The 19,912-nt window shown below is 62.8% G+C and carries 26 protein-coding genes; 24 read left to right on the top strand and 2 right to left on the bottom strand.

Annotated elements, in window-relative coordinates:
- Positions 1–173 precede the first annotated feature (173 nt).
- Together rpoC and FJ988_RS06095 are read left to right on the top strand one after the other, a co-directional pair.
- Complete coding sequence (rpoC, locus tag FJ988_RS06090; protein ID WP_140815868.1) at positions 174–4,370, top strand: DNA-directed RNA polymerase subunit beta'; 4,197 nt, start codon at positions 174–176, stop codon at positions 4,368–4,370.
- A 138-nt stretch (positions 4,371–4,508) separates the two neighbouring features.
- Positions 4,509–5,174, top strand: a complete 666-nt coding sequence (locus FJ988_RS06095; RefSeq protein ID WP_140815869.1) for an O-methyltransferase — start codon at positions 4,509–4,511, stop codon at positions 5,172–5,174.
- A gap of 244 nt (positions 5,175–5,418) precedes the next feature.
- On the opposite strand, the gene FJ988_RS06100 is transcribed toward FJ988_RS06095, so the two are convergent.
- Positions 5,419–6,348 (bottom strand): Gfo/Idh/MocA family protein, encoded by a 930-nt coding sequence (locus FJ988_RS06100; RefSeq protein ID WP_140815870.1) that lies wholly within the window; start codon positions 6,346–6,348, stop codon positions 5,419–5,421.
- An 86-nt stretch (positions 6,349–6,434) separates the two neighbouring features.
- Positions 6,435–6,716, bottom strand: a complete 282-nt coding sequence (locus tag FJ988_RS06105) for a transcriptional regulator (RefSeq protein ID WP_095765518.1) — start codon at positions 6,714–6,716, stop codon at positions 6,435–6,437.
- A 462-nt stretch (positions 6,717–7,178) separates the two neighbouring features.
- Here FJ988_RS06105 and rpsL point away from each other — a divergent pair, with 462 nt between their 5' ends.
- The 22 genes from rpsL to rplR all read left to right on the top strand — a co-directional run bounded on the left by rpsL (position 7,179) and on the right by rplR (position 19,840).
- Positions 7,179–7,550, top strand: coding sequence for a 30S ribosomal protein S12 (gene rpsL, locus FJ988_RS06115; protein WP_006202128.1), 372 nt, complete (start codon positions 7,179–7,181; stop codon positions 7,548–7,550).
- 10 nt (positions 7,551–7,560) lie between these two features.
- Positions 7,561–8,031, top strand: coding sequence for a 30S ribosomal protein S7 (gene rpsG / locus FJ988_RS06120; protein ID WP_112099612.1), 471 nt, complete (start codon positions 7,561–7,563; stop codon positions 8,029–8,031).
- 27 nt (positions 8,032–8,058) lie between these two features.
- Positions 8,059–10,149 carry an elongation factor G gene (gene fusA / locus FJ988_RS06125; RefSeq protein ID WP_140815872.1) on the top strand — a complete coding sequence of 697 codons (2,091 nt, stop codon included), beginning with the start codon at positions 8,059–8,061 and terminating at the stop codon, positions 10,147–10,149.
- A gap of 65 nt (positions 10,150–10,214) precedes the next feature.
- Positions 10,215–11,390, top strand: coding sequence for an elongation factor Tu (gene tuf, locus FJ988_RS06130; protein ID WP_112099610.1), 1,176 nt, complete (start codon positions 10,215–10,217; stop codon positions 11,388–11,390).
- A gap of 69 nt (positions 11,391–11,459) precedes the next feature.
- Positions 11,460–11,768 carry a 30S ribosomal protein S10 gene (gene rpsJ / locus FJ988_RS06135; protein WP_006205468.1) on the top strand — a complete coding sequence of 103 codons (309 nt, stop codon included), beginning with the start codon at positions 11,460–11,462 and terminating at the stop codon, positions 11,766–11,768.
- A 61-nt stretch (positions 11,769–11,829) separates the two neighbouring features.
- The gene (gene rplC, locus FJ988_RS06140) at positions 11,830–12,546 is read left to right on the top strand and encodes a 50S ribosomal protein L3 (RefSeq protein WP_140815873.1); all 717 of its coding nucleotides are present in this window, start codon (positions 11,830–11,832) and stop codon (positions 12,544–12,546) included.
- Positions 12,546–13,166, top strand: coding sequence for a 50S ribosomal protein L4 (gene rplD / locus FJ988_RS06145; protein WP_140815874.1), 621 nt, complete (start codon positions 12,546–12,548; stop codon positions 13,164–13,166). Before rplC ends, rplD begins: the two co-directional genes overlap by 1 nt.
- Positions 13,163–13,456: a 50S ribosomal protein L23 gene (locus tag FJ988_RS06150; RefSeq protein WP_040983033.1), complete on the top strand. Its 294-nt coding sequence runs from the start codon at positions 13,163–13,165 to the stop codon at positions 13,454–13,456. The genes rplD and FJ988_RS06150 overlap by 4 nt, the downstream gene beginning before the upstream one ends.
- A gap of 22 nt (positions 13,457–13,478) precedes the next feature.
- Complete coding sequence (gene rplB / locus FJ988_RS06155; RefSeq protein ID WP_095818138.1) at positions 13,479–14,312, top strand: 50S ribosomal protein L2; 834 nt, start codon at positions 13,479–13,481, stop codon at positions 14,310–14,312.
- Positions 14,313–14,328: 16 nt separating this feature from the next.
- Positions 14,329–14,607 carry a 30S ribosomal protein S19 gene (gene rpsS, locus FJ988_RS06160; RefSeq protein ID WP_015317982.1) on the top strand — a complete coding sequence of 93 codons (279 nt, stop codon included), beginning with the start codon at positions 14,329–14,331 and terminating at the stop codon, positions 14,605–14,607.
- Positions 14,608–14,609: 2 nt separating this feature from the next.
- Positions 14,610–14,999: a 50S ribosomal protein L22 gene (gene rplV / locus FJ988_RS06165; RefSeq protein ID WP_010909277.1), complete on the top strand. Its 390-nt coding sequence runs from the start codon at positions 14,610–14,612 to the stop codon at positions 14,997–14,999.
- Positions 14,999–15,733, top strand: coding sequence for a 30S ribosomal protein S3 (gene rpsC / locus FJ988_RS06170; RefSeq protein ID WP_140815875.1), 735 nt, complete (start codon positions 14,999–15,001; stop codon positions 15,731–15,733). Before rplV ends, rpsC begins: the two co-directional genes overlap by 1 nt.
- A 27-nt stretch (positions 15,734–15,760) precedes the next feature.
- Positions 15,761–16,174, top strand: a complete 414-nt coding sequence (rplP, locus tag FJ988_RS06175) for a 50S ribosomal protein L16 (protein ID WP_027170364.1) — start codon at positions 15,761–15,763, stop codon at positions 16,172–16,174.
- Positions 16,175–16,188: 14 nt separating this feature from the next.
- The gene (gene rpmC, locus FJ988_RS06180; protein ID WP_140701052.1) at positions 16,189–16,389 is read left to right on the top strand and encodes a 50S ribosomal protein L29; all 201 of its coding nucleotides are present in this window, start codon (positions 16,189–16,191) and stop codon (positions 16,387–16,389) included.
- Between the two features lie 4 nt (positions 16,390–16,393).
- A complete protein-coding gene (gene rpsQ / locus FJ988_RS06185; protein WP_140815876.1) occupies positions 16,394–16,633 on the top strand; it encodes a 30S ribosomal protein S17 in 240 nt (79 codons plus the stop codon).
- A 73-nt stretch (positions 16,634–16,706) separates the two neighbouring features.
- Positions 16,707–17,075, top strand: coding sequence for a 50S ribosomal protein L14 (rplN, locus tag FJ988_RS06190; protein ID WP_006205457.1), 369 nt, complete (start codon positions 16,707–16,709; stop codon positions 17,073–17,075).
- Between the two features lie 12 nt (positions 17,076–17,087).
- Entirely contained in the window at positions 17,088–17,402 is a 315-nt protein-coding gene (rplX, locus tag FJ988_RS06195) for a 50S ribosomal protein L24 (protein ID WP_140815877.1), read from the top strand.
- The gene (rplE, locus tag FJ988_RS06200; RefSeq protein ID WP_140815878.1) at positions 17,395–17,973 is read left to right on the top strand and encodes a 50S ribosomal protein L5; all 579 of its coding nucleotides are present in this window, start codon (positions 17,395–17,397) and stop codon (positions 17,971–17,973) included. Before rplX ends, rplE begins: the two co-directional genes overlap by 8 nt.
- 26 nt (positions 17,974–17,999) lie before the next feature.
- Positions 18,000–18,305, top strand: a complete 306-nt coding sequence (gene rpsN / locus FJ988_RS06205; RefSeq protein ID WP_140815879.1) for a 30S ribosomal protein S14 — start codon at positions 18,000–18,002, stop codon at positions 18,303–18,305.
- Between the two features lie 12 nt (positions 18,306–18,317).
- Positions 18,318–18,716 carry a 30S ribosomal protein S8 gene (rpsH, locus tag FJ988_RS06210; RefSeq protein ID WP_040994628.1) on the top strand — a complete coding sequence of 133 codons (399 nt, stop codon included), beginning with the start codon at positions 18,318–18,320 and terminating at the stop codon, positions 18,714–18,716.
- An 89-nt stretch (positions 18,717–18,805) separates the two neighbouring features.
- Entirely contained in the window at positions 18,806–19,339 is a 534-nt protein-coding gene (gene rplF / locus FJ988_RS06215; protein ID WP_140815880.1) for a 50S ribosomal protein L6, read from the top strand.
- A gap of 138 nt (positions 19,340–19,477) precedes the next feature.
- A complete protein-coding gene (rplR, locus tag FJ988_RS06220; protein ID WP_140815881.1) occupies positions 19,478–19,840 on the top strand; it encodes a 50S ribosomal protein L18 in 363 nt (120 codons plus the stop codon).
- Positions 19,841–19,912 lie beyond the last annotated feature (72 nt).

The following is a 19,912-nucleotide window of genomic DNA, read 5'->3' on the forward strand; positions in this document are numbered from 1 at the left end:
CCCCCCCCCCCCCCCCCCCCCCGCCCCGAGCATGACCCCGAAAAGTGGCCACCGGTTTTCGGACAAGGTCATGCTCAACCAAGAAGTCTTCGGCCGGCTAGCCGGCCATTCTGCGGACATTTCGTCCGCGATCGATGCAAGGGGTTATCGAGGACCCCGAAAAGGAGAACGGCATGAACCAAGAGGTCATGAATCTCTTCAACCCGCAGGCGCCTGCGCAGGTGTTCGATTCCATCCGGATCTCGCTTGCCAGCCCAGAGAAGATTCTGTCCTGGTCGTTCGGCGAGATCAAGAAGCCGGAGACCATCAACTACCGCACGTTCAAGCCCGAGCGTGACGGCCTGTTCTGCGCGCGCATTTTTGGCCCGATCAAGGACTATGAGTGCCTGTGCGGCAAGTACAAGCGCATGAAGTACAAGGGCGTCATCTGCGAAAAGTGCGGCGTTGAAGTCACGCTGTCGCGCGTTCGCCGCGAGCGCATGGGCCATATCGAGCTCGCCGCGCCCGTCGCCCATATCTGGTTCCTGAAGTCGCTGCCCTCGCGCATCGGCACGCTGCTCGACATGACCTTGAAGGACATCGAGCGGGTGCTCTACTTCGAGAACTACATCGTCACCGAGCCCGGCCTCACCGCGCTGAAGGAGCACCAGCTGCTCAGCGAGGAAGAGTACATGCTGGCCGTCGACGAGTATGGCGAGGATTCCTTCACCGCCATGATCGGCGCCGAGGCCATCCATGACCTTCTTGCCGGCATGGACCTGGAGAAGATCGCCGGCGACCTGCGTTCGGAGCTGGCTTCGACCACGTCGGAGCTCAAGCAGAAGAAGTATCTGAAGCGGCTCAAGGTCGTCGAGAACTTCATGGAATCCGGCAACCGTCCGGAATGGATGATCATGAAGGTGGTTCCGGTGATCCCGCCGGACCTGCGCCCGCTGGTCCCTCTGGACGGCGGCCGTTTCGCGACGTCCGACCTCAACGACCTCTATCGCCGCGTCATCAACCGCAACAACCGCCTCAAGCGGCTGATCGAGCTGCGCGCCCCCGGCATCATCGTGCGCAATGAAAAGCGCATGCTGCAGGAAGCCGTCGACGCGCTGTTCGACAACGGCCGTCGCGGCCGCGTCATAACCGGCGCCAACAAGCGTCCGCTGAAGTCGCTGTCCGACATGCTGAAGGGCAAGCAGGGCCGGTTCCGCCAGAACCTGCTCGGCAAACGCGTCGACTATTCCGGCCGCTCGGTCATCGTGACCGGTCCGGAGCTCAAGCTGCATCAGTGCGGCCTGCCGAAGAAGATGGCGCTGGAGCTGTTCAAGCCCTTCATCTACGCCCGCCTCGACGCCAAGGGTTTCTCCTCGACCGTCAAGCAGGCCAAGAAGCTGGTCGAGAAGGAGCGTCCGGAGGTTTGGGATATCCTCGACGAGGTCATCCGCGAGCATCCGGTGCTGCTGAACCGCGCGCCGACGCTGCACCGCCTGGGCATCCAGGCGTTCGAGCCGATCCTGATCGAAGGCAAGGCGATCCAGCTGCATCCGCTGGTCTGCACGGCCTTCAACGCCGACTTCGACGGTGACCAGATGGCGGTCCACGTGCCGCTGTCCTTGGAAGCGCAGTTGGAAGCCCGCGTGCTGATGATGTCGACCAACAACATCCTGCACCCGGCCTCCGGCGCGCCGATCATCGTGCCGTCGCAGGACATGGTCCTCGGTCTCTACTATCTCTCGATCGTCAACCAGAACGAGCCGGGCGAAGGCATGGTGTTTGCCGACATGGGCGAGCTCCAGCATGCGCTGGAGACCAAGGCCGTGACGCTGCACGCCAAGATCAAGGGCCGCTTCCGCACCGTCGACGCCGAAGGCAACGTCGTGTCGAAGATCTACGACACCACGCCTGGCCGCATGATCATCGGCGAGCTTCTGCCGAAGAACGTCAACGTGCCTTATGAGACCGCCAACCAGGAGATGACCAAGAAGAACATCTCCAAGATGATCGACACCGTCTACCGCCACTGCGGTCAGAAAGAGACGGTCATCTTCTGCGATCGCATCATGGCGCTCGGCTTCGCCCATGCTTGCCGTGCCGGCATTTCGTTCGGCAAGGACGACATGCTGATCCCGGACACCAAGCTGAAGCTTGTGTCCGAGACCGAGGCTTTGGCCAAGGAATACGAGCAGCAGTACAATGACGGCCTGATCACCCAGGGCGAGAAGTACAACAAGGTCGTCGACGCCTGGGCCAAGTGCTCGGAAAAGGTCGCCGACGAGATGATGGCGCGCATCAAGGCGGTGGAATTCGAGGACAACGGCCGTCAGAAGCCGATGAACTCGATCTACATGATGTCGCATTCGGGTGCGCGCGGTTCGCCCACCCAGATGCGTCAGCTCGCCGGCATGCGCGGCCTGATGGCCAAGCCGTCGGGCGAGATCATCGAGACGCCGATCATCTCGAACTTCAAGGAAGGCCTCACCGTGCTCGAGTATTTCAACTCGACCCACGGCGCCCGCAAGGGTCTGGCCGACACCGCCTTGAAGACGGCGAACTCGGGTTACCTGACCCGCCGTCTGGTCGACGTGGCGCAGGACTGCATCGTCAACTCCGTGGATTGCGGGACCGACAAGGGCCTCACCATGCAGCCGATCGTCGATGCCGGTCAGATCGTCGCCTCGGTCGGCCAGCGCGTGCTGGGCCGCACCGCGCTCGACGACATCAACCATCCGGTCTCCGGCGAGTTGCTGGTCAAGGCCGGCACGCTGATGGACGAGCGCGATGTGGAGCAGATCGAAAAGGCCGGCGTGCAGTCGGTCCGCATCCGTTCGGCGCTGACCTGCGAGGTCAGGACCGGCGTGTGCGCGGTCTGCTACGGTCGCGATCTTGCCCGCGGCACGCCCGTCAACCAGGGCGAAGCCGTCGGCGTCATCGCGGCGCAGTCGATCGGCGAGCCGGGCACCCAGCTCACCATGCGTACCTTCCACATGGGCGGTACGGCGCAGGTGGTGGATAGTTCGTTCCTTGAGGCCTCCTACGAGGGCAAGGTGCAGATCCGCAACCGCAACGTGGTGCGCAACTCGGAAGGCCAGCAGATGGTCATGGGCCGCAACATGGCGGTGCTCATCCTCGATGAGACCGGCAAGGAGCGCGCAACGCACCGCGTCGCCTATGGTTCGCGTATCTTCGTGGACGATGGCGACAAGGTGAAGCGCGGCCAGCGTATCGCCGAGTGGGATCCCTATACCCGCCCGATCCTCACCGAAATCGAGGGCAGGGTGGCGTTCGAGGATCTGGTCGACGGCATCTCCGTTCAGGAAACGGCCGACGAGTCGACCGGCATCACCAAGCGCGAGGTCATCGACTGGCGTTCGACGCCGCGCGGCAGCGACCTGAAGCCGGCGATCGTCGTTCAGGACGCCAAGGGCAAGGTCGGCAAGCTGTCGAAGGGCGGCGATGCCCGCTTCCTGCTCTCGGTCGAGGCCATTCTCTCGGTCGAGCCGGGCGCCCATGTGAAGCCCGGCGACGTGCTGGCGCGTATCCCGATGGAAAGCGCCAAGACCAAGGACATTACCGGTGGTCTGCCGCGCGTGGCCGAACTGTTCGAGGCTCGCCGTCCGAAGGATCACGCCATCATCGCCGAGATCGATGGCACGATCCGCTTCGGCCGCGACTACAAGAACAAGCGCCGCATCATCATCGAGCCGCATGACTCGACGCTGGAGCCGGTGGAGTACCTGATCCCGAAGGGCAAGCCGTTCCATCTGCAGGACGGCGACGTCATCGAGAAGGGCGACTACATCCTCGACGGCAATCCGGCGCCGCACGACATCCTGGCGATCAAGGGCGTGGAGGCGCTTGCCTCCTACCTCGTCAACGAAATCCAGGAGGTCTACCGACTGCAAGGCGTGTCGATCAACGACAAGCACATCGAGGTGATCGTTCGCCAGATGCTGCAGAAGGTCGAGATTACCACGCAGGGCGACTCGACCTACATCCCGGGCGACCATGTCGACGTGATCGAGCTGGAGGAGGTCAACGAGCGGCTGATCGAGGACGGCAAGAAGCCGGCCGAAGGCCAGCCGGTGCTGCTCGGCATCACCAAGGCTTCGCTGCAGACGCCGTCCTTCATCTCGGCCGCCTCCTTCCAGGAGACGACCAGGGTGCTGACCGAGGCTGCGGTTGCCGGCAAGACCGACATGCTGCAGGGCCTTAAGGAAAACGTCATCGTCGGCCGTCTGATCCCGGCCGGCACGGGCGGCACGATGAGCCAGATCAGGCGCATCGCCACCTCGCGCGACGAGCTCATCATCGACGAGCGCCGCAAGGCCTCCGGTGTCGAGGTCGCCGACCCGATGCTGACAGACATGGTCAACGCCGCGCAGTAAGCGGCATGAAATGACAACCAAGAAAAGGGGCCCACGTGGCCCCTTTTCGCTTTTTGGCTTCATGCAACGAGCGGCAATTCCAGGAAAAGTGTGAAACGATCTGCCGTCCGGAATTGCGTTAAACGGAGAGATAGAACCATGAGCAGCAAGACTTGGACGGTTGTCGATGACTACATCGTTTCATCGCTTTTCAGGGCGGACCCGGTGCTGGATGCAGTGCTGGCGGCGAACCGCGACCAGGGTCTGCCGGCGATCGACGTTTCGGCCGCGCAGGGCAAGCTCCTGTCGCTGCTGGTGCGCATCCATGGCTCGAAAAAGGTGCTGGAGGTGGGCACGCTCGGCGGCTATTCGACGATCTGGATGGCCAGGGGACTGCCGGCGGACGGCAAGGTGGTGACGCTGGAACTCGATCCGCACCACGCCAAGGTCGCGCGTTCGAACTTTGAGCGGGCAGGGGTGGCGGACAAGGTTGACCTGCGCGTCGGCCCGGCGCTGCAGTCGCTCGCCGCGCTCGGGGGCGAAAATGCCGGTCCGTTCGATCTCATCTTCATCGATGCCGACAAGCCGAACAATCCGAGCTATCTCGACTGGGCGATGAAGCTGTCGCGCTCAGGCACGGTGATCGTCTGCGACAACGTTGTTCGTGACGGTGCCGTCGTGAAGCAGAATAGCGGCGATGCCAATGTCGATGGCGCCCGTGCCGCGTTCTCCTTCATCGGCAACGACAAGCGTCTGGACGGCACCGCCATCCAGACCGTCGGCGCCAAGGGCTATGATGGATTTGCGATCGCGATCGTCAAGTGATCGTGCTCGCTCGTCATCGGCTGGTCGTTTGACGACCGGCTTCCCCCAATCCGTCGCTGCTTCGCAGCGCCACCTTTCCCCCTCCGGAGGGAAAGGAAGGGAGCTTTGCTGGACGAGCGTTGACGGCAAAAAAGCCTGGCGCCTTTCCTCTACCCCGTCGATCGGGGGAGAGGTGGCTCGGCGAAGCCGAGACGGAGTGGGGGTCGACCTGGCACGAGCGTGCGATCCCCTTCGTACGCACAACTCAATCGAAGAACGCCTGGACCACATTGCGCTTACCCAGCATGAAGGCATCCGCAACATGCTGCAGCGGCGCGAGATCGACATCGGAAGTGCCCGCGCGAACGATCTCGGCGAAGCGCTTGTATAGCATCGGATATTCGGCTTCCGGCTCGTCATGGACGATCGTGCCGTCGATGGCGAGCTTCGAACCGCCGCCCGACAGCACCATCTTGCCCTTGTCGGTCTCGGCGACGATGTCCCAGCTCTGCGGGCCGGTCTGCAGCCAGTCGAGCTCCATCGTCACCGGCAGTCCTGTCGAGGTCCGGAAGACGACATGCGCCGCGACCGGTGCTGCGCGGTTCTCCGGGAAATCGAGCACGGCCGAGGTGATGAACATCGCAGGCAGGATGTGGGTGACGATCGACAGCGCGTTGATGCCCGGATCGAAGACCCCAAAACCGCCCGGCTGCCAGATCCACTCCTGGTTCGGATGCCAGCGGCGCACGTCTTCCTTCCAGTTGATGGCGGCGGAACTGATCTTGGCCCTGGTGAGGAAGGCGCGCGCGGCCTCGACCGCCGGCGCATAGCGCGAATGCCAGCTGGCGAACAGCGAGACGCCGTTCTTGTCGGCCAGCGCCTTGAGATGCTCGACCTCGCTGACGGTGGCGCCCGGCGGCTTTTCGAGAAACACATGCTTCTTCGCTTCCAGCGCCGTGCGCGCCGCGTCATAGCGAAATTGCGGCGGCATGCAGAGCGAGACGGCGTCGAGACCGGGCTCGGCGGCAAGCATCGCCTCGATCGTCGGATAGTTTGGAATGCCGTCGACTTTGCCATGGCGGCTGGCCGCGGCGGCAAGCTGGAAGTCGCCGTCCTTGGCGACGGCCGGCAGATGCTGGTCGCGCACGATCTTTCCCACGCCGACGATGCCGAGCTTGATTGCGTTGCTGGTCATGGGAACTCCGAGAATGGAAGAGGGGCTGTTCTAGGTAGGAGAGAATTGCCGGGGCAAGCCGAGGGGTCGCCGTCGCACGCCTGAATTTAGATCGGCTCTTCGAAAGTGACGATCGAGACTTCGCCTTCGAGCGCGCCCTGGTATGCCGACAGATGCGGCTCGTCGTCGGGCTCGCCCTCCATGTCGCCGATCTGGTCGAGCTCGGCTTCCGCATATCCTTCGGCGGCCAGCGATTCGAGCGCGCGGCGAACGGCAGAATCATCGTCGGGCGCCACCAGCATCACATGGACGCCTTCCGGCTTGCCGCCCTTCTTTTTCCAGACCCGTCCGGTGATGATGGTGACCGGACGTTCTTCATTGTCGTTCACGGGCTGATTCCTCGTTTGCCGGGGGATGGAACCGGCTTAGGCCGCCTTTTGGCATGAAGCCAGCATGGAAGACAGCCGAAACCCGGTCACTTTCTTCCCCGCTCTTGAAAAAAGGCGCAAGAAAATTACATGCGTTTTCCGCATGGCTGCCAAGACCCGAATTGAGCGCAATATTTGTGCCTCCGGGGTTGACGGGCAATGGTCATACGAGTAGAAGCCGCCACGTCAGAACCGATGTGAGACCAGCCTTTCCGAGGCGACACGCCTTGGAGTTTGTCTCAAACAGGGTTCGTTTTACGAGCGAAAAGACATTTCCGGCGCGCATGAAGCGGCTTCCGCTTCCTCTGCAATTTGTTCGGGCAGGACCGCGAGACGCGGTGTTTTGCCCGAATTTGCGTATGGAAATGGCGCTTTGAGCGGCCCTGACAGGGCAGACACGGAATTGAGAGACAAGAGGGTTTAATGCCTACCGTCAACCAGCTGATCCGCAAGCCGCGCCTGGCGCCGGTGAAGCGAAACAAGGTCCCGGCCATGCAGCAGAACCCGCAGAAGCGGGGCGTCTGCACGCGCGTCTACACCACGACGCCGAAGAAGCCGAACTCGGCGCTGCGCAAGGTGGCCAAGATTCGCCTGACCAACGGCTTTGAAGTGATCGGCTACATCCCCGGCGAAGGTCACAATCTTCAGGAGCACTCGGTGGTCATGATCCGCGGCGGCCGCGTCAAGGATCTGCCGGGCGTCCGCTACCACATCATCCGCGGCGTGCTCGACACGCAGGGTGTGAAGAACCGCAAGCAGCGTCGTTCGAAATACGGCGCCAAGCGTCCGAAGTAAGGGTTTTCCGATGTCCCGTCGTCACAGTGCAGAAAAGCGTGAGATCAATCCGGACCCCAAGTTCGGCGATCTCGTCGTCACCAAGTTCATGAACGCCGTCATGTATGACGGCAAGAAGTCGGTTGCCGAGACCATCGTCTACGGCGCGCTGGACCAGGTCCAGTCGAAGACCAAGCAGGAGCCGGTCACCGTCTTCCATCAGGCGCTCGACAATGTCGCGCCGCATGTGGAAGTGCGCTCGCGTCGCGTTGGCGGCGCCACCTACCAGGTTCCGGTCGACGTGCGCCCCGAGCGCCGTCAGGCGCTGGCCATCCGCTGGCTGATCGCTGCCGCTCGCAACCGCAACGAGACCACCATGGTCGACCGCCTCTCGGGCGAGCTGATGGACGCGGCCAACAACCGCGGCACCGCCGTCAAGAAGCGTGAAGACACCCACAAGATGGCGGAAGCCAACCGCGCCTTCGCGCATTACCGCTGGTAACGCGAACGAGACTGAGAGGCACCTCCCATGGCCCGCGAATACAAAATCGAAGACTACCGCAATTTCGGTATCATGGCGCATATCGACGCCGGCAAGACGACGACGACCGAGCGCGTCCTGTATTACACGGGCAAGTCGCACAAGATCGGCGAAGTCCATGACGGCGCTGCCACCATGGACTGGATGGAGCAGGAGCAGGAACGCGGCATCACCATCACGTCGGCCGCGACCACGACCTTCTGGAAGGGTCGTGACGGCAAGATGCGCCGCTTCAACATCATCGACACCCCCGGACACGTCGACTTCACCATCGAAGTCGAGCGTTCGCTGCGCGTACTCGACGGCGCCATCGCGCTGCTCGACGCCAACGCCGGTGTCGAGCCGCAGACCGAGACCGTGTGGCGCCAGGCCGACAAGTACCACGTGCCGCGCATGATCTTCTGCAACAAGATGGACAAGATCGGTGCCGACTTCTACCGCTCGGAAGAGATGATCGGTTCGCGCCTCGGCGCGCAGGCCGTCGTCATGCAGCTGCCAATCGGCGCCGAGACCGAGTTCAAGGGCGTCGTCGACCTGGTCGAGATGAACGCACTGGTCTGGCGCGACGAGACCCTGGGCGCCGCCTGGGACGTCGTCGAGATCCCGGCCGACCTCAAGGCCAAGGCCGAGCAGTATCGCGAGAAGATGATCGAAGCCGCCGTCGAGATGGACGAGACCGCGCTCGAGAACTACCTCGAAGGCAAGATGCCGTCGAACGACGAGATCCGCGCGCTGATCCGCAAGGGCACCATCGCGGTCAAGTTCTTCCCGATGTTCTGCGGTTCGGCCTTCAAGAACAAGGGCGTGCAGCCGCTGCTCGACGCCGTTGTCGAATACCTGCCGTCGCCGATCGACGTGCCGGCGATCAAGGGCGTCGACGCCAAGACCGACGCCGAGATCGAGCGTCATGCCGACGACAACGAGCCGCTGTCGATGCTGGCGTTCAAGATCATGAACGACCCGTTCGTCGGTTCGCTGACCTTCGCCCGCATCTATTCGGGCAAGCTCGCCAAGGGCACCTCGCTCGACAACACCGTGAAGGGCAAGAAGGAGCGCATCGGCCGCATGCTGCAGATGCATGCGAACTCGCGCGCCGACATCGAGGAAGCCTATGCCGGCGACATCGTCGCCCTGGCTGGCCTCAAGGACACGACCACCGGCGACACGCTGTGCGATCCGCTGCACCCGGTCATCCTCGAGCGCATGGAATTCCCCGATCCGGTCATCCAGATCGCCATAGAGCCGAAGACCAAGAACGACCAGGAAAAGATGGGCCTCGCGCTGCATCGCCTGGCGGCCGAGGATCCGTCCTTCCGCGTCAAGACCGATGAGGAATCGGGCCAGACCATCATCGCCGGCATGGGCGAGCTGCATCTCGACATCATCGTCGACCGCATGCGCCGCGAGTTCAAGGTGGAAGCCAATGTCGGCGCTCCGCAGGTGGCCTATCGCGAGACGATCACCCGCACACACGAGCAGGACTACACGCACAAGAAGCAGACCGGCGGTACCGGCCAGTTCGCCCGCGTCAAGATCCTGTTCGAGCCGAACACCGAGAGCGAAGAGTTCGTGTTCGAGTCCAAGATCGTCGGCGGCGCGGTTCCGAAGGAATACATCCCGGGCGTCGAGAAGGGCATCAACAGCGTCATGGGTTCCGGCCCGTTCGCCGGCTTCCCGATGATCGGCGTCAAGGCGACGCTGATCGACGGTGCCTTCCACGACGTCGACTCCTCGGTGCTGGCCTTCGAAATCGCTTCCCGCGCCTGCTTCAAGGAAGCCGCTCCGCGCCTCGGCGTGCAGTTGCTCGAGCCGATCATGAAGGTCGAGGTCGTGACGCCGGAAGACTATGTCGGCGGCGTCATCGGCGACCTCAACGGCCGTCGTGGCCAGATCCAGGGTCAGGAAGCGCGCGGCGTCGCCGTCGTCATCAACGCGATGGTGCCGCTCGCCAACATGTTCAAGTACGTCGACAATCTGCGTTCGATGTCGCAGGGCCGCGCCCAGTACACGATGCAGTTCGACCACTACGAGCCGGTTCCGACCGCGGTCGCCCAGGAAGTCCAGAAGAAGTACGCGTAACTCGAGCGGGTTGCACGAGACCTTAATTCAAGCCCCGCACGGGCAAGCAGGAATGGAGAGATCACATGGCAAAAGGTAAATTCGAGCGCACCAAGCCGCATGTGAACATTGGCACGATCGGCCACGTCGATCATGGCAAGACGTCGCTGACGGCGGCGATCACGAAGTATTTTGGCGAATACAAGCGCTATGACCAGATCGACGCAGCACCCGAAGAGAAGGCGCGCGGCATCACGATCTCGACGGCTCACGTCGAGTATGAGACGGCCAACCGTCACTATGCCCACGTCGACTGCCCCGGCCACGCCGACTATGTGAAGAACATGATCACCGGCGCTGCCCAGATGGACGGCGCGATCCTGGTTGTGTCGGCCGCCGACGGCCCGATGCCGCAGACCCGCGAGCACATCCTGCTTGCCCGTCAGGTCGGCGTGCCGTCGATCGTTGTGTTTTTGAACAAGGTCGACCAGGTCGACGACGCCGAGCTGCTCGAGCTGGTCGAGCTCGAGGTTCGCGAGCTTCTGTCGAAGAACGAGTTCCCCGGCGACGACATTCCGATCGTCAAGGGCTCGGCTCTGGCCGCTCTGGAAGATTCGAACAAGACCATCGGCGAGGACGCCATCCGCGAGCTGATGGCTCAGGTCGACGCCTACATCCCGACGCCGGTGCGTCCGCTGGACAAGCCGTTCCTGATGCCGATCGAAGACGTGTTCTCGATCTCGGGCCGCGGCACGGTGGTGACCGGCCGCGTCGAGCGCGGCATCGTCAAGGTCGGCGAGGAACTGGAGATCGTCGGCATCCGTCCGACCACCAAGACGACCTGCACGGGCGTCGAAATGTTCCGCAAGCTGCTCGACCAGGGCCAGGCCGGCGACAACATCGGCGCACTCTTGCGCGGCGTCGACCGTGAAGGTGTGGAGCGCGGCCAGGTTCTGGCCAAGCCCGGTTCGGTGAAGCCGCACAAGAAGTTCGTGGCCGAAGCCTACATCCTGACCAAGGACGAGGGTGGCCGTCACACGCCGTTCTTCACCAACTACCGTCCGCAGTTCTACTTCCGCACGACGGACGTGACGGGCATCGTGACGCTGCCGGCCGGCACCGAGATGGTGATGCCCGGCGACAACATCACCGTCGACGTCGAGCTGATCGTGCCGATCGCCATGGAAGAGAAGCTGCGCTTCGCCATCCGTGAAGGCGGCCGCACCGTCGGTGCCGGCATCGTCGTCACCATCAAAGAGTAATTTGGACTGAAACCGATCTGTCGCGGGCGCGGGAGCTGCCCCCGCCGCGCCAGAACAAGGAATTGACGCATGAACGGACAGAATATCCGCATCCGCCTTAAGGCGTTTGACCACCGGGTGCTCGACGCCTCGACGCGCGAAATCGTGTCGACCGCCAAGCGCACCGGCGCCAACGTCCGCGGCCCCATTCCGCTGCCGACGCGGATCGAAAAATTCACGGTCAACCGGTCGCCCCACGTCGACAAGAAGAGCCGCGAGCAGTTCGAGATGCGCACGCACAAGCGTCTGCTCGACATCGTCGATCCGACCCCGCAGACAGTCGACGCTTTGATGAAGCTCGATCTGGCCGCCGGTGTCGACGTCGAGATCAAGCTCTAAGGGAACGAGAGCGCGGTAAGGGGCGGTGCCCCTGGCCCGGAACTCTAAAGGAATTGAACCGATGCGTTCAGGTGTGATTGCAAAGAAGGTGGGAATGACCCGCATCTATAACGATGCCGGCGAGCACGTTCCCGTCACCGTTCTCCAGATGGAGAACTGCCAGGTCGTGGCCCAGCGCACGCAGGAGAAGAACGGCTACACCGCCGTCCAGCTCGGCGTTGGCCTTGCCAAGGTGAAGAACACGTCGAAGGCGCTGCGCGGCCATTTCGCCGCCGCTTCCGTCGAGCCGAAGGCGAAGGTCGCGGAGTTCCGTGTCTCCGCCGACAACATGATCGACGTCGGCGCCGAGCTGACCGTCGAGCATTTCGTCGCCGGCCAGAAGGTCGACGTCACCGGCACTTCGACCGGTAAGGGTTTCCAGGGCGTGATCAAGCGTCACCACATGGGTGGTGGCCGCGCCACGCACGGTAACTCGGTCTCGCACCGCACACACGGTTCGACCGGTCAGCGCCAGGACCCCGGCAAGGTGTTCAAGGGCAAGAAGATGGCCGGCCATATGGGCGACACCCGCGTCACCACGCAGAATGTCGAGGTCGTCTCGACCGACGCAGACCGCGGCCTGATCCTGATCCGCGGCGCCGTCCCCGGCGTCAAGGGCGCCTGGATCCTGGTTCGCGACGCCGCCAAGGTTGCGCTGCCGGCCAACGCGCCGAAGCCCGCCGCGATCCGTGCCGCTGCCGCCAAGAACGAAGCCCCGGCTACTGAGGGAGCGGAATAATGGACCTCAAGATTAAAACGCTGGGCGGCAAGGACGCCGGCGAGCTGAAGCTCTCCGAGGAGATTTTCGGCCTCGACCCGCGCGAAGACATCCTGCAGCGCGTCGTGCGCTGGCAGCTTGCCAAGAAGCAGCAGGGCACGCACAAGGCCAAGGGCCGCGCCGAGATCGCGCGCACCGGCGCCAAGATGTACAAGCAGAAGGGTACGGGCCGCGCCCGTCACCATTCGGCTCGCGCTCCGCAGTTCCGCGGCGGCGGCAAGGCGCACGGCCCGGTCGTGCGCAGCCACGAGCATGAACTGCCGAAGAAGGTCCGCGCGCTGGGCTTGAAGCATGCTCTCTCGGCCAAGGCCAAGAGCGCTTCGATCATCGTCATCGACGAGCTGAAGCTTGCCGAGGCCAAGACCAAGACGCTGGTCGCGAACCTCGAGACGCTCGGGCTGACCAACGCCCTGGTGATCGGTGGCGCCGAGCTCGACCAGAACTTCAAGCTGGCGGCGACCAACATCCCGAACATCGACGTGCTGCCCATCCAGGGCATCAACGTCTACGACATTCTGCGCCGCGGCACGCTGGTCCTTTCCAAGGCCGCCGTCGAGGCTCTCGAGGAGCGCTTCAAATGACCGACCTTCGTCACTACGACGTGATCGTCTCGCCGGCGATCACCGAAAAGTCGACCATGGCTTCCGAGCAGAACCAGGTCGTCTTCAATGTCGCCAAGAAGGCGTCGAAGCCGGAAATCAAGGCTGCCGTGGAAGCTCTCTTCGGCGTCAAGGTCACGGCTGTGAACACGCTCGTCCGCAAGGGCAAGATCAAGCGCTTCCGCGGCACCGTTGGCCGCCAGGGCGACGTCAAGAAGGCGGTAGTGACGCTGGCCGACGGCCAGTCGATCGACGTCGCGACGGGTCTCTGAGCAAGGCCGCGAGGACAGGACAATGGCACTTAAGAAATTCAACCCGGTAACGCCGAGCACCCGCCAGCTGGTCATCGTCGACCGCTCGGGCCTCTACAAGGGCAAGCCCGTCAAGGGCCTGACCGAAGGCCTGACCAAGTCGGGCGGCCGCAACAATTACGGCCGCATCACGGCCCGCTTCATTGGCGGCGGTCACAAGCGTTCGTACCGCATCATCGACTTCAAGCGTAAGAAGTACGACGTCGTCGGCACGGTCGAGCGGATCGAATACGATCCGAACCGCACCGCCTTCATCGCGCTGATCAAATATGACGACGGCGAGCTGTCCTACATCCTGGCCCCGCAGCGCCTCGCTGCCGGCGACAAGATCGTGGCCGGCGAAGCAGTCGACGTGAAGCCGGGCAATGCGATGCCGCTGGCCTCGATGCCGGTCGGCACGATCGTCCACAACATCGAGCTGAAGCCGGGCAAGGGCGGCCAGGTCGCCCGTTCGGCTGGCGGTTACGCCCAGCTCGTCGGCCGCGACCAGGGCATGGCGATCCTGCGCCTCAACTCGGGCGAGCAGCGGGTCGTGCACGGTTCCTGCATGGCGACCGTCGGCGCGGTGTCGAACCCCGACCACGGCAACATCAATGACGGCAAGGCAGGCCGCACGGTGTGGCGCGGCAAGCGCCCGCACAATCGCGGCGTGACCATGAACCCGGTCGACCATCCGCATGGCGGCGGCGAAGGCCGCACCTCGGGTGGCCGTCATCCGGTTTCGCCCTGGGGCAAGCCGACCAAGGGCAAGAAGACGCGGTCCAACAAGGCGACCGACAAGTTCATCCTGCGCTCGCGCCATCAGCGCAAGAGCTAAGAAGAGGTAACGCCAAGTGACTCGTTCGATTTGGAAAGGCCCCTTCATCGACGGCTACCTTCTCAAGAAGGTGGACAAGGTTCGTGAAGGCGGTCGCAATGAGGTGATCAAGATGTGGAGCCGTCGCTCCACCATCCTGCCGCAGTTCGTCGGCCTCACCTTCGGTGTCTACAACGGCCAGAAGCACGTCCCGGTCTCGGTGAACGAGGACATGGTCGGCCACAAGTTCGGTGAATTCGCTCCGACCCGGACCTATTACGGTCACGGCGCGGATAAGAAGGCGAAGAGGAAATAATCATGGGCAAGGCCAAAGCTCCGCGCAGGCTTGCTGACAACGAGGCGCGCGCCGTTCTGCGCACCATCCGTATCAGCCCGCAGAAGCTGAACCTGGTTGCCGCGCTGATCCGCGGCAAGAAGGTCGCGACCGCGCTTTCCGACCTCGAATTCTCGGCCAAGCGGATTTCCGGCACGGTCAAGAAGACGCTGGAATCGGCGATCGCCAACGCGGAAAACAACCACGACCTCGATGTCGATGCGCTGGTGGTGGCGGAAGCCTATGTCGGCAAGTCGATCGTCATGAAGCGTTTCCACGCTCGTGGCCGCGGTCGCGCCAGCCGTATCGAAAAGCCGTTTTCGCACCTCACGATCGTCGTTCGTGAAGTCGAGGAAAAAGGGGAGGCCGCATAATGGGCCAGAAAGTCAATCCGATCGGGCTGCGTCTCGGCATCAACCGCACCTGGGATTCGCGCTGGTTCGCGAACACCGGCGAGTACGGCCAGCTGCTGCATGAGGACATCAAGATCCGCAAGTATCTTGAGAAGGAACTCAAGCAGGCCGCGATCTCCAAGGTCGTGATCGAGCGTCCGCACAAGAAGTGCCGCGTCACCATCCATGCGGCGCGTCCGGGCCTGATCATCGGCAAGAAGGGCGCCGACATCGAGAAGCTGCGCAAGAAGCTGACCGAGATGACGAAGTCCGAGACGCATCTCAACATCGTCGAAGTGCGCAAGCCGGAAATCGACGCCACGCTGATCGCCCAGTCGATCGCCCAGCAGCTCGAGCGCCGTATCGCGTTCCGCCGCGCCATGAAGCGCGCCGTTCAGTCGGCCATGCGTCTCGGCGCCGAAGGCATCCGCATCAACTGCTCCGGCCGTCTCGGCGGTGCCGAAATCGCGCGCATGGAGTGGTACCGCGAAGGCCGCGTGCCGCTGCACACGCTGCGCGCCGATGTCGACTACGGCACGGCCGAGGCTAACACGGCTTACGGCATCTGCGGCGTCAAGGTGTGGGTGTTCAAGGGCGAGATCCTCGAGCATGACCCGATGGCTTCCGAGCGTCGCGCCACCGAAGGTGATGCAGCGCATGGCGGCGGCGGTGCCGGTGGTGAGCGTGAACGCGGCCGCCGTCGCGAGAACGCCTGAGACATTTGAGAATTTGGAGTTAGAACGATGCTGCAGCCAAAGCGCACAAAGTTCCGCAAGCAGTTCAAGGGCCGTATCCACGGTACCGCCAAGGGCGGCACCAACCTGGATTTCGGCGGTTTCGGGCTGAAGGCGCTTGAGCCGAACCGCGTCACCGCGCGCGAGATCGAGGCGGCCCGCCGCGCGATCACCCGCGAGATGAAGCGCGCCGGCCGCGTCTGGATCCGGGTGTTCCCTGATCTGCCGGTCACCTCGAAGCCGACCGAAGTCCGCATGGGTAAGGGCAAGGGCGCCGTCGACTACTGGGCGGCGCGCGTGAAGCCCGGCCGCATCATGTTCGAGATTGACGGTGTCAGCGAGGAGACGGCGCGTGAAGCGCTGCGCCTCGGCGCCGCCAAGCTCTCGGTCAAGACGCGCTTCGTACAGCGCATCGCAGAATAAGGACGGGCTGAACGATGAAAGCCGAAGACATCCGGACCAAGACCCAGGATCAGCTGACCGACGACCTGGCCAGCCTGAAGAAGGAGCAGTTCAACCTGCGCTTCCAGAAGGCGACCGGCCAGCTCGAGAAGACCGCGCGCGTGAAGCAGGTCCGCAAGGACATCGCGCGCATTAAGACCATTGCCGCGGAAAAAGCCGCGGCCAAGAAGGGTTAAGACCATGCCGAAGCGTATCCTGCAGGGCACCGTCGTCAGCGACAAGAACGAGAAGACGGTTGTCGTCAAGGTCGAGCGTCGCTTCACGCATCCGGTGATGAAGAAGACCGTGCGCATGACCAAGAAGTACAAGGCGCACGACGAAACCAACGCCCACAAGGTCGGCGACGAGGTGTTCATCCAGGAATCGAAGCCGATTTCCAAGGACAAGCGCTGGATCGTTATTACTTCGGATCAGGCGTAAACAACGAATTTTGGACAGACCGGGGAGGGGCGTCGCGCGCCTGTCCCGTTAGAAAAGAAGAAGGCGGCCAGTCATGATTCAGATGCAAACAAACCTCGACGTCGCGGATAATTCCGGCGCTCGTCGTGTCATGTGCATCAAGGTGCTGGGCGGCTCGAAGCGGAAGTATGCCTCCGTCGGCGACATCATCGTGGTGTCGATCAAGGAAGCCATTCCGCGCGGCCGCGTTAAGAAGGGCGATGTGATGAAGGCGGTCGTGGTTCGCACGGCCAAGGACATCCGCCGCCCGGACGGCAGCGTGATCCGTTTCGACAAGAACGCGGCCGTTCTCGTCGACAATAAGAAAGAGCCGATCGGCACCCGTATCTTCGGACCGGTTCCGCGCGAGCTGCGCGCCAAGAACCACATGAAGATCATCTCGCTCGCGCCTGAAGTGCTGTAAGGAGCCGGACCAATGCAAAAGATCAAAAAAGGCGACAAGGTCGTCGTGCTTGCCGGCAAGGACAAGGGCCGCTCGGGCGAAGTCCTGTCGGTGCAGCCGAAGGAAGACACCGCGCTGGTGCGCGGCGTCAACATGATCCGTCGTCACCAGAAACAGACCCAGTCCCAAGAGGGCGGGATCATCACCAAGGAAGCGCCGATCCACCTGTCGAATATCGCGCTGGCCGACCCCAAGGACGGCAAGCCGACCCGCGTCGGCTTCACCATCCAGAAGGACGGCAAGAAGGTGCGCGTCGCCAAGCGTTCGGGAGAAGTCATCAATGGCTAAGGCTGAAACCAAGCAGGCGACTGCCAAGAACGAGCCGCGCCTCAAGAAGGTCTACAACGAGACCATCCGCAAGGCGCTGCAGGAGCAGTTCGGTTACGACAACGACATGCAGGTTCCGCGCATCGACAAGATCGTGCTGAACATGGGTGTCGGCGAGGCGACCGGCGACTCCAAGAAGCCCTCGGTCGCGGCCGAGGATCTCGCGCTGATCGCCGGCCAGAAAGCCGTCGTCACCCGCGCCCGCAACTCGATCGCGGGCTTCAAGGTGCGTGAGAATATGCCGATCGGCGCCAAGGTCACGCTGCGCAAGGAACGCATGTATGAGTTCCTCGACCGCCTCGTGAACATCGCGCTGCCGCGCGTTCGCGACTTCCGCGGGCTGAACCCGAAGAGCTTTGACGGTCGTGGCAACTACGCCATGGGCATCAAGGAGCACATCGTGTTCCCGGAGATCAACTACGACAAGGTTGATCAGGTCTGGGGCATGGACGTCATCGTTTGTACGACGGCGAAGACGGACGACGAGGCGAGAGCTTTGCTCAAGGCCTTCAACTTCCCCTTCCGCCAGTAACGGCAGCGAAAAAGGAACAATCTGAAATGGCAAAGACCAGCTCAGTCGAGAAGAACAACAGGCGCCGCAAGCTTGCCGACCAGTACGGTCCCAAGCGCGCTGCGCTGAAGGCGATCATCATGGATCAGTCGAAGCCGATGGAAGAGCGCTTCCGCGCTCAGTTGAAGCTTTCGGCGCTGCCGCGCAATTCGGCCAAGATCCGCATCCGCAACCGCTGCGAAGTTACCGGCCGTCCGCGCGCCTATTATCGCAAGCTCAAGCTTTCGCGTATCGCGCTGCGTGATCTCGGCAATACCGGCCAGATCCCGGGCCTGGTCAAGTCGAGCTGGTAAGGAGACACTGAGATGTCATTGAGCGATCCTCTCGGCGATATGCTGACCCGCATCCGCAACGCCTATGGCCGCAAGAAGTCGAGCGTCTCGACTCCGGCCTCGCGTCTGCGCGCCCGCGTTCTCGACGTGCTGAAGTCGGAAGGCTATATCCGCGACTACAGCCAGACCGACTTCGAAAACGGCAAGTCCGAAATCGAGATCGAGCTGAAGTATTTCGATGGTGCGCCGGTCGTGCGCGAAATCGAGCGCGTCTCGAAGCCCGGCCGCCGCGTCTATGTCTCGGCCAAGTCGATCCCGCAGGTCGCCAACGGCCTCGGCATCGCCATCCTTTCGACGCCGAAGGGCGTTATGGCCGACCACGAAGCGCGCGAACAGAACGTCGGCGGTGAGATCCTCTGCCAGATCTTCTGATCTGGCAGCTGACCGCAAAGTGGAATCCGGTCTTCGGATCGTTCCCGAAGACAGAGACCTGAAACAAGAGAAGTGACGAGGACAACAAAATGTCTCGTATCGGAAAGAAACCCGTTTCGCTGCCGCAGGGCGTGACCGCCTCCGTCAACGGCCAGACCGTGACGGCGAAGGGCCCCAAGGGCGAGCTGAAGTTCGTGGTCAACGACGAAGTGCTGGTCAAGATGGAGAACAACGAGATCTCCGTCGAGCCTCGCGACCAGACCAAGAACGCCCGCTCCAAGTGGGGCATGTCGCGCACGCAGATCGTCAACATCCTGCAGGGCGTGAAGGACGGCTTCGAAAAGAAGCTCGAGATCACCGGCGTCGGCTATCGCGCGGCGTTGCAGGGCAAGAACCTGCAGCTGGCGCTGGGCTTCAGCCATGATGTGGTTTATCAGACGCCGCAAGGCATCACGATCACCGTGCCGAAGCCGACCGAAATCACGGTCTCGGGCATCGACAAGCAGCAGGTCGGCCAGGTCGCGGCCGAGATCCGTGAGTATCGCGGCCCCGAGCCCTACAAGGGCAAGGGCGTGCGCTATGCCGACGAGCGCATCGTGCGCAAGGAAGGCAAGAAGAAGTAATAGGCATGGCCCTGAAAAGTTTTGGACTTTTCGCAAAGGGTTAAGCCGAAGAAGTGTAACGCCGCGGGGCGCGATCGCGGGAGGCTTGGCCTACCGCACAAGGTTGCCCCCGTTTTCTGAAGGCAAGGAACTGACATTATGCCCAGCCCCAAAGAGACCATCCAACGCCGCGCGCAGCGCGTGCGCCGCCAGTTGAAGAAGGTCGCCGGCGAGCGTCCGCGTCTGTCGGTGCATCGCACCTCGAAGAACATCTATGTCCAGGTGATCGACGACGCCAAGGGCCACACCATCGCCGCCGCTTCGACGCTCGAGAAGGACGTCAAGGGTTCGCTCAAGACCGGCGCCGACACTGCCGCCGCCGCCGCGATCGGCAAGCTGATCGCCGAGCGCGCCACCAAGGCCGGTGTCAAGGAAGTCGTCTTCGACCGCGGCCCGTACATCTATCACGGCCGCGTCAAGGCACTGGCCGAGGCCGCCCGCGAAGGCGGTCTCAGCTTCTGATTTTAAACCGTCGGCGACCCAAAGCGGCGCCGGCAAACAGCAACCCGTGCTTCCGGAAAAGAACAAGGAACA

Source organism: Mesorhizobium sp. CU3 (assembly GCF_006442965.1).
GTDB lineage: Bacteria > Pseudomonadota > Alphaproteobacteria > Rhizobiales > Rhizobiaceae > Mesorhizobium.

Bases quoted from the DNA above. Each gene is read 5' to 3' on its own strand.
- rpsQ (WP_140815876.1), top strand. From the start codon at position 16,394: ATGCCGAAGCGTATCCTGCAGGGCACCGTCGTCAGCGACAAGAACGAG.
- FJ988_RS06095 (WP_140815869.1), top strand. From the start codon at position 4,509: ATGAGCAGCAAGACTTGGACGGTTGTCGATGACTACATCGTTTCATCG.
- FJ988_RS06150 (WP_040983033.1), top strand. From the start codon at position 13,163: ATGACCGACCTTCGTCACTACGACGTGATCGTCTCGCCGGCGATCACC.
- rplR (WP_140815881.1), top strand. From the start codon at position 19,478: ATGCCCAGCCCCAAAGAGACCATCCAACGCCGCGCGCAGCGCGTGCGC.
- rpoC (WP_140815868.1), top strand. From the start codon at position 174: ATGAACCAAGAGGTCATGAATCTCTTCAACCCGCAGGCGCCTGCGCAG.
- tuf (WP_112099610.1), top strand. From the start codon at position 10,215: ATGGCAAAAGGTAAATTCGAGCGCACCAAGCCGCATGTGAACATTGGC.
- rpsH (WP_040994628.1), top strand. From the start codon at position 18,318: ATGTCATTGAGCGATCCTCTCGGCGATATGCTGACCCGCATCCGCAAC.
- rplV (WP_010909277.1), top strand. From the start codon at position 14,610: ATGGGCAAGGCCAAAGCTCCGCGCAGGCTTGCTGACAACGAGGCGCGC.
- rplC (WP_140815873.1), top strand. From the start codon at position 11,830: ATGCGTTCAGGTGTGATTGCAAAGAAGGTGGGAATGACCCGCATCTAT.
- rplB (WP_095818138.1), top strand. From the start codon at position 13,479: ATGGCACTTAAGAAATTCAACCCGGTAACGCCGAGCACCCGCCAGCTG.
- rpsN (WP_140815879.1), top strand. From the start codon at position 18,000: ATGGCAAAGACCAGCTCAGTCGAGAAGAACAACAGGCGCCGCAAGCTT.
- rplX (WP_140815877.1), top strand. From the start codon at position 17,088: ATGCAAAAGATCAAAAAAGGCGACAAGGTCGTCGTGCTTGCCGGCAAG.
- rplP (WP_027170364.1), top strand. From the start codon at position 15,761: ATGCTGCAGCCAAAGCGCACAAAGTTCCGCAAGCAGTTCAAGGGCCGT.
- rpmC (WP_140701052.1), top strand. From the start codon at position 16,189: ATGAAAGCCGAAGACATCCGGACCAAGACCCAGGATCAGCTGACCGAC.
- fusA (WP_140815872.1), top strand. From the start codon at position 8,059: ATGGCCCGCGAATACAAAATCGAAGACTACCGCAATTTCGGTATCATG.
- FJ988_RS06100 (WP_140815870.1), bottom strand. From the start codon at position 6,348: ATGACCAGCAACGCAATCAAGCTCGGCATCGTCGGCGTGGGAAAGATC.
- rplD (WP_140815874.1), top strand. From the start codon at position 12,546: ATGGACCTCAAGATTAAAACGCTGGGCGGCAAGGACGCCGGCGAGCTG.
- rpsL (WP_006202128.1), top strand. From the start codon at position 7,179: ATGCCTACCGTCAACCAGCTGATCCGCAAGCCGCGCCTGGCGCCGGTG.
- rplE (WP_140815878.1), top strand. From the start codon at position 17,395: ATGGCTAAGGCTGAAACCAAGCAGGCGACTGCCAAGAACGAGCCGCGC.
- rplF (WP_140815880.1), top strand. From the start codon at position 18,806: ATGTCTCGTATCGGAAAGAAACCCGTTTCGCTGCCGCAGGGCGTGACC.
- rpsG (WP_112099612.1), top strand. From the start codon at position 7,561: ATGTCCCGTCGTCACAGTGCAGAAAAGCGTGAGATCAATCCGGACCCC.
- rplN (WP_006205457.1), top strand. From the start codon at position 16,707: ATGATTCAGATGCAAACAAACCTCGACGTCGCGGATAATTCCGGCGCT.
- rpsC (WP_140815875.1), top strand. From the start codon at position 14,999: ATGGGCCAGAAAGTCAATCCGATCGGGCTGCGTCTCGGCATCAACCGC.
- rpsJ (WP_006205468.1), top strand. From the start codon at position 11,460: ATGAACGGACAGAATATCCGCATCCGCCTTAAGGCGTTTGACCACCGG.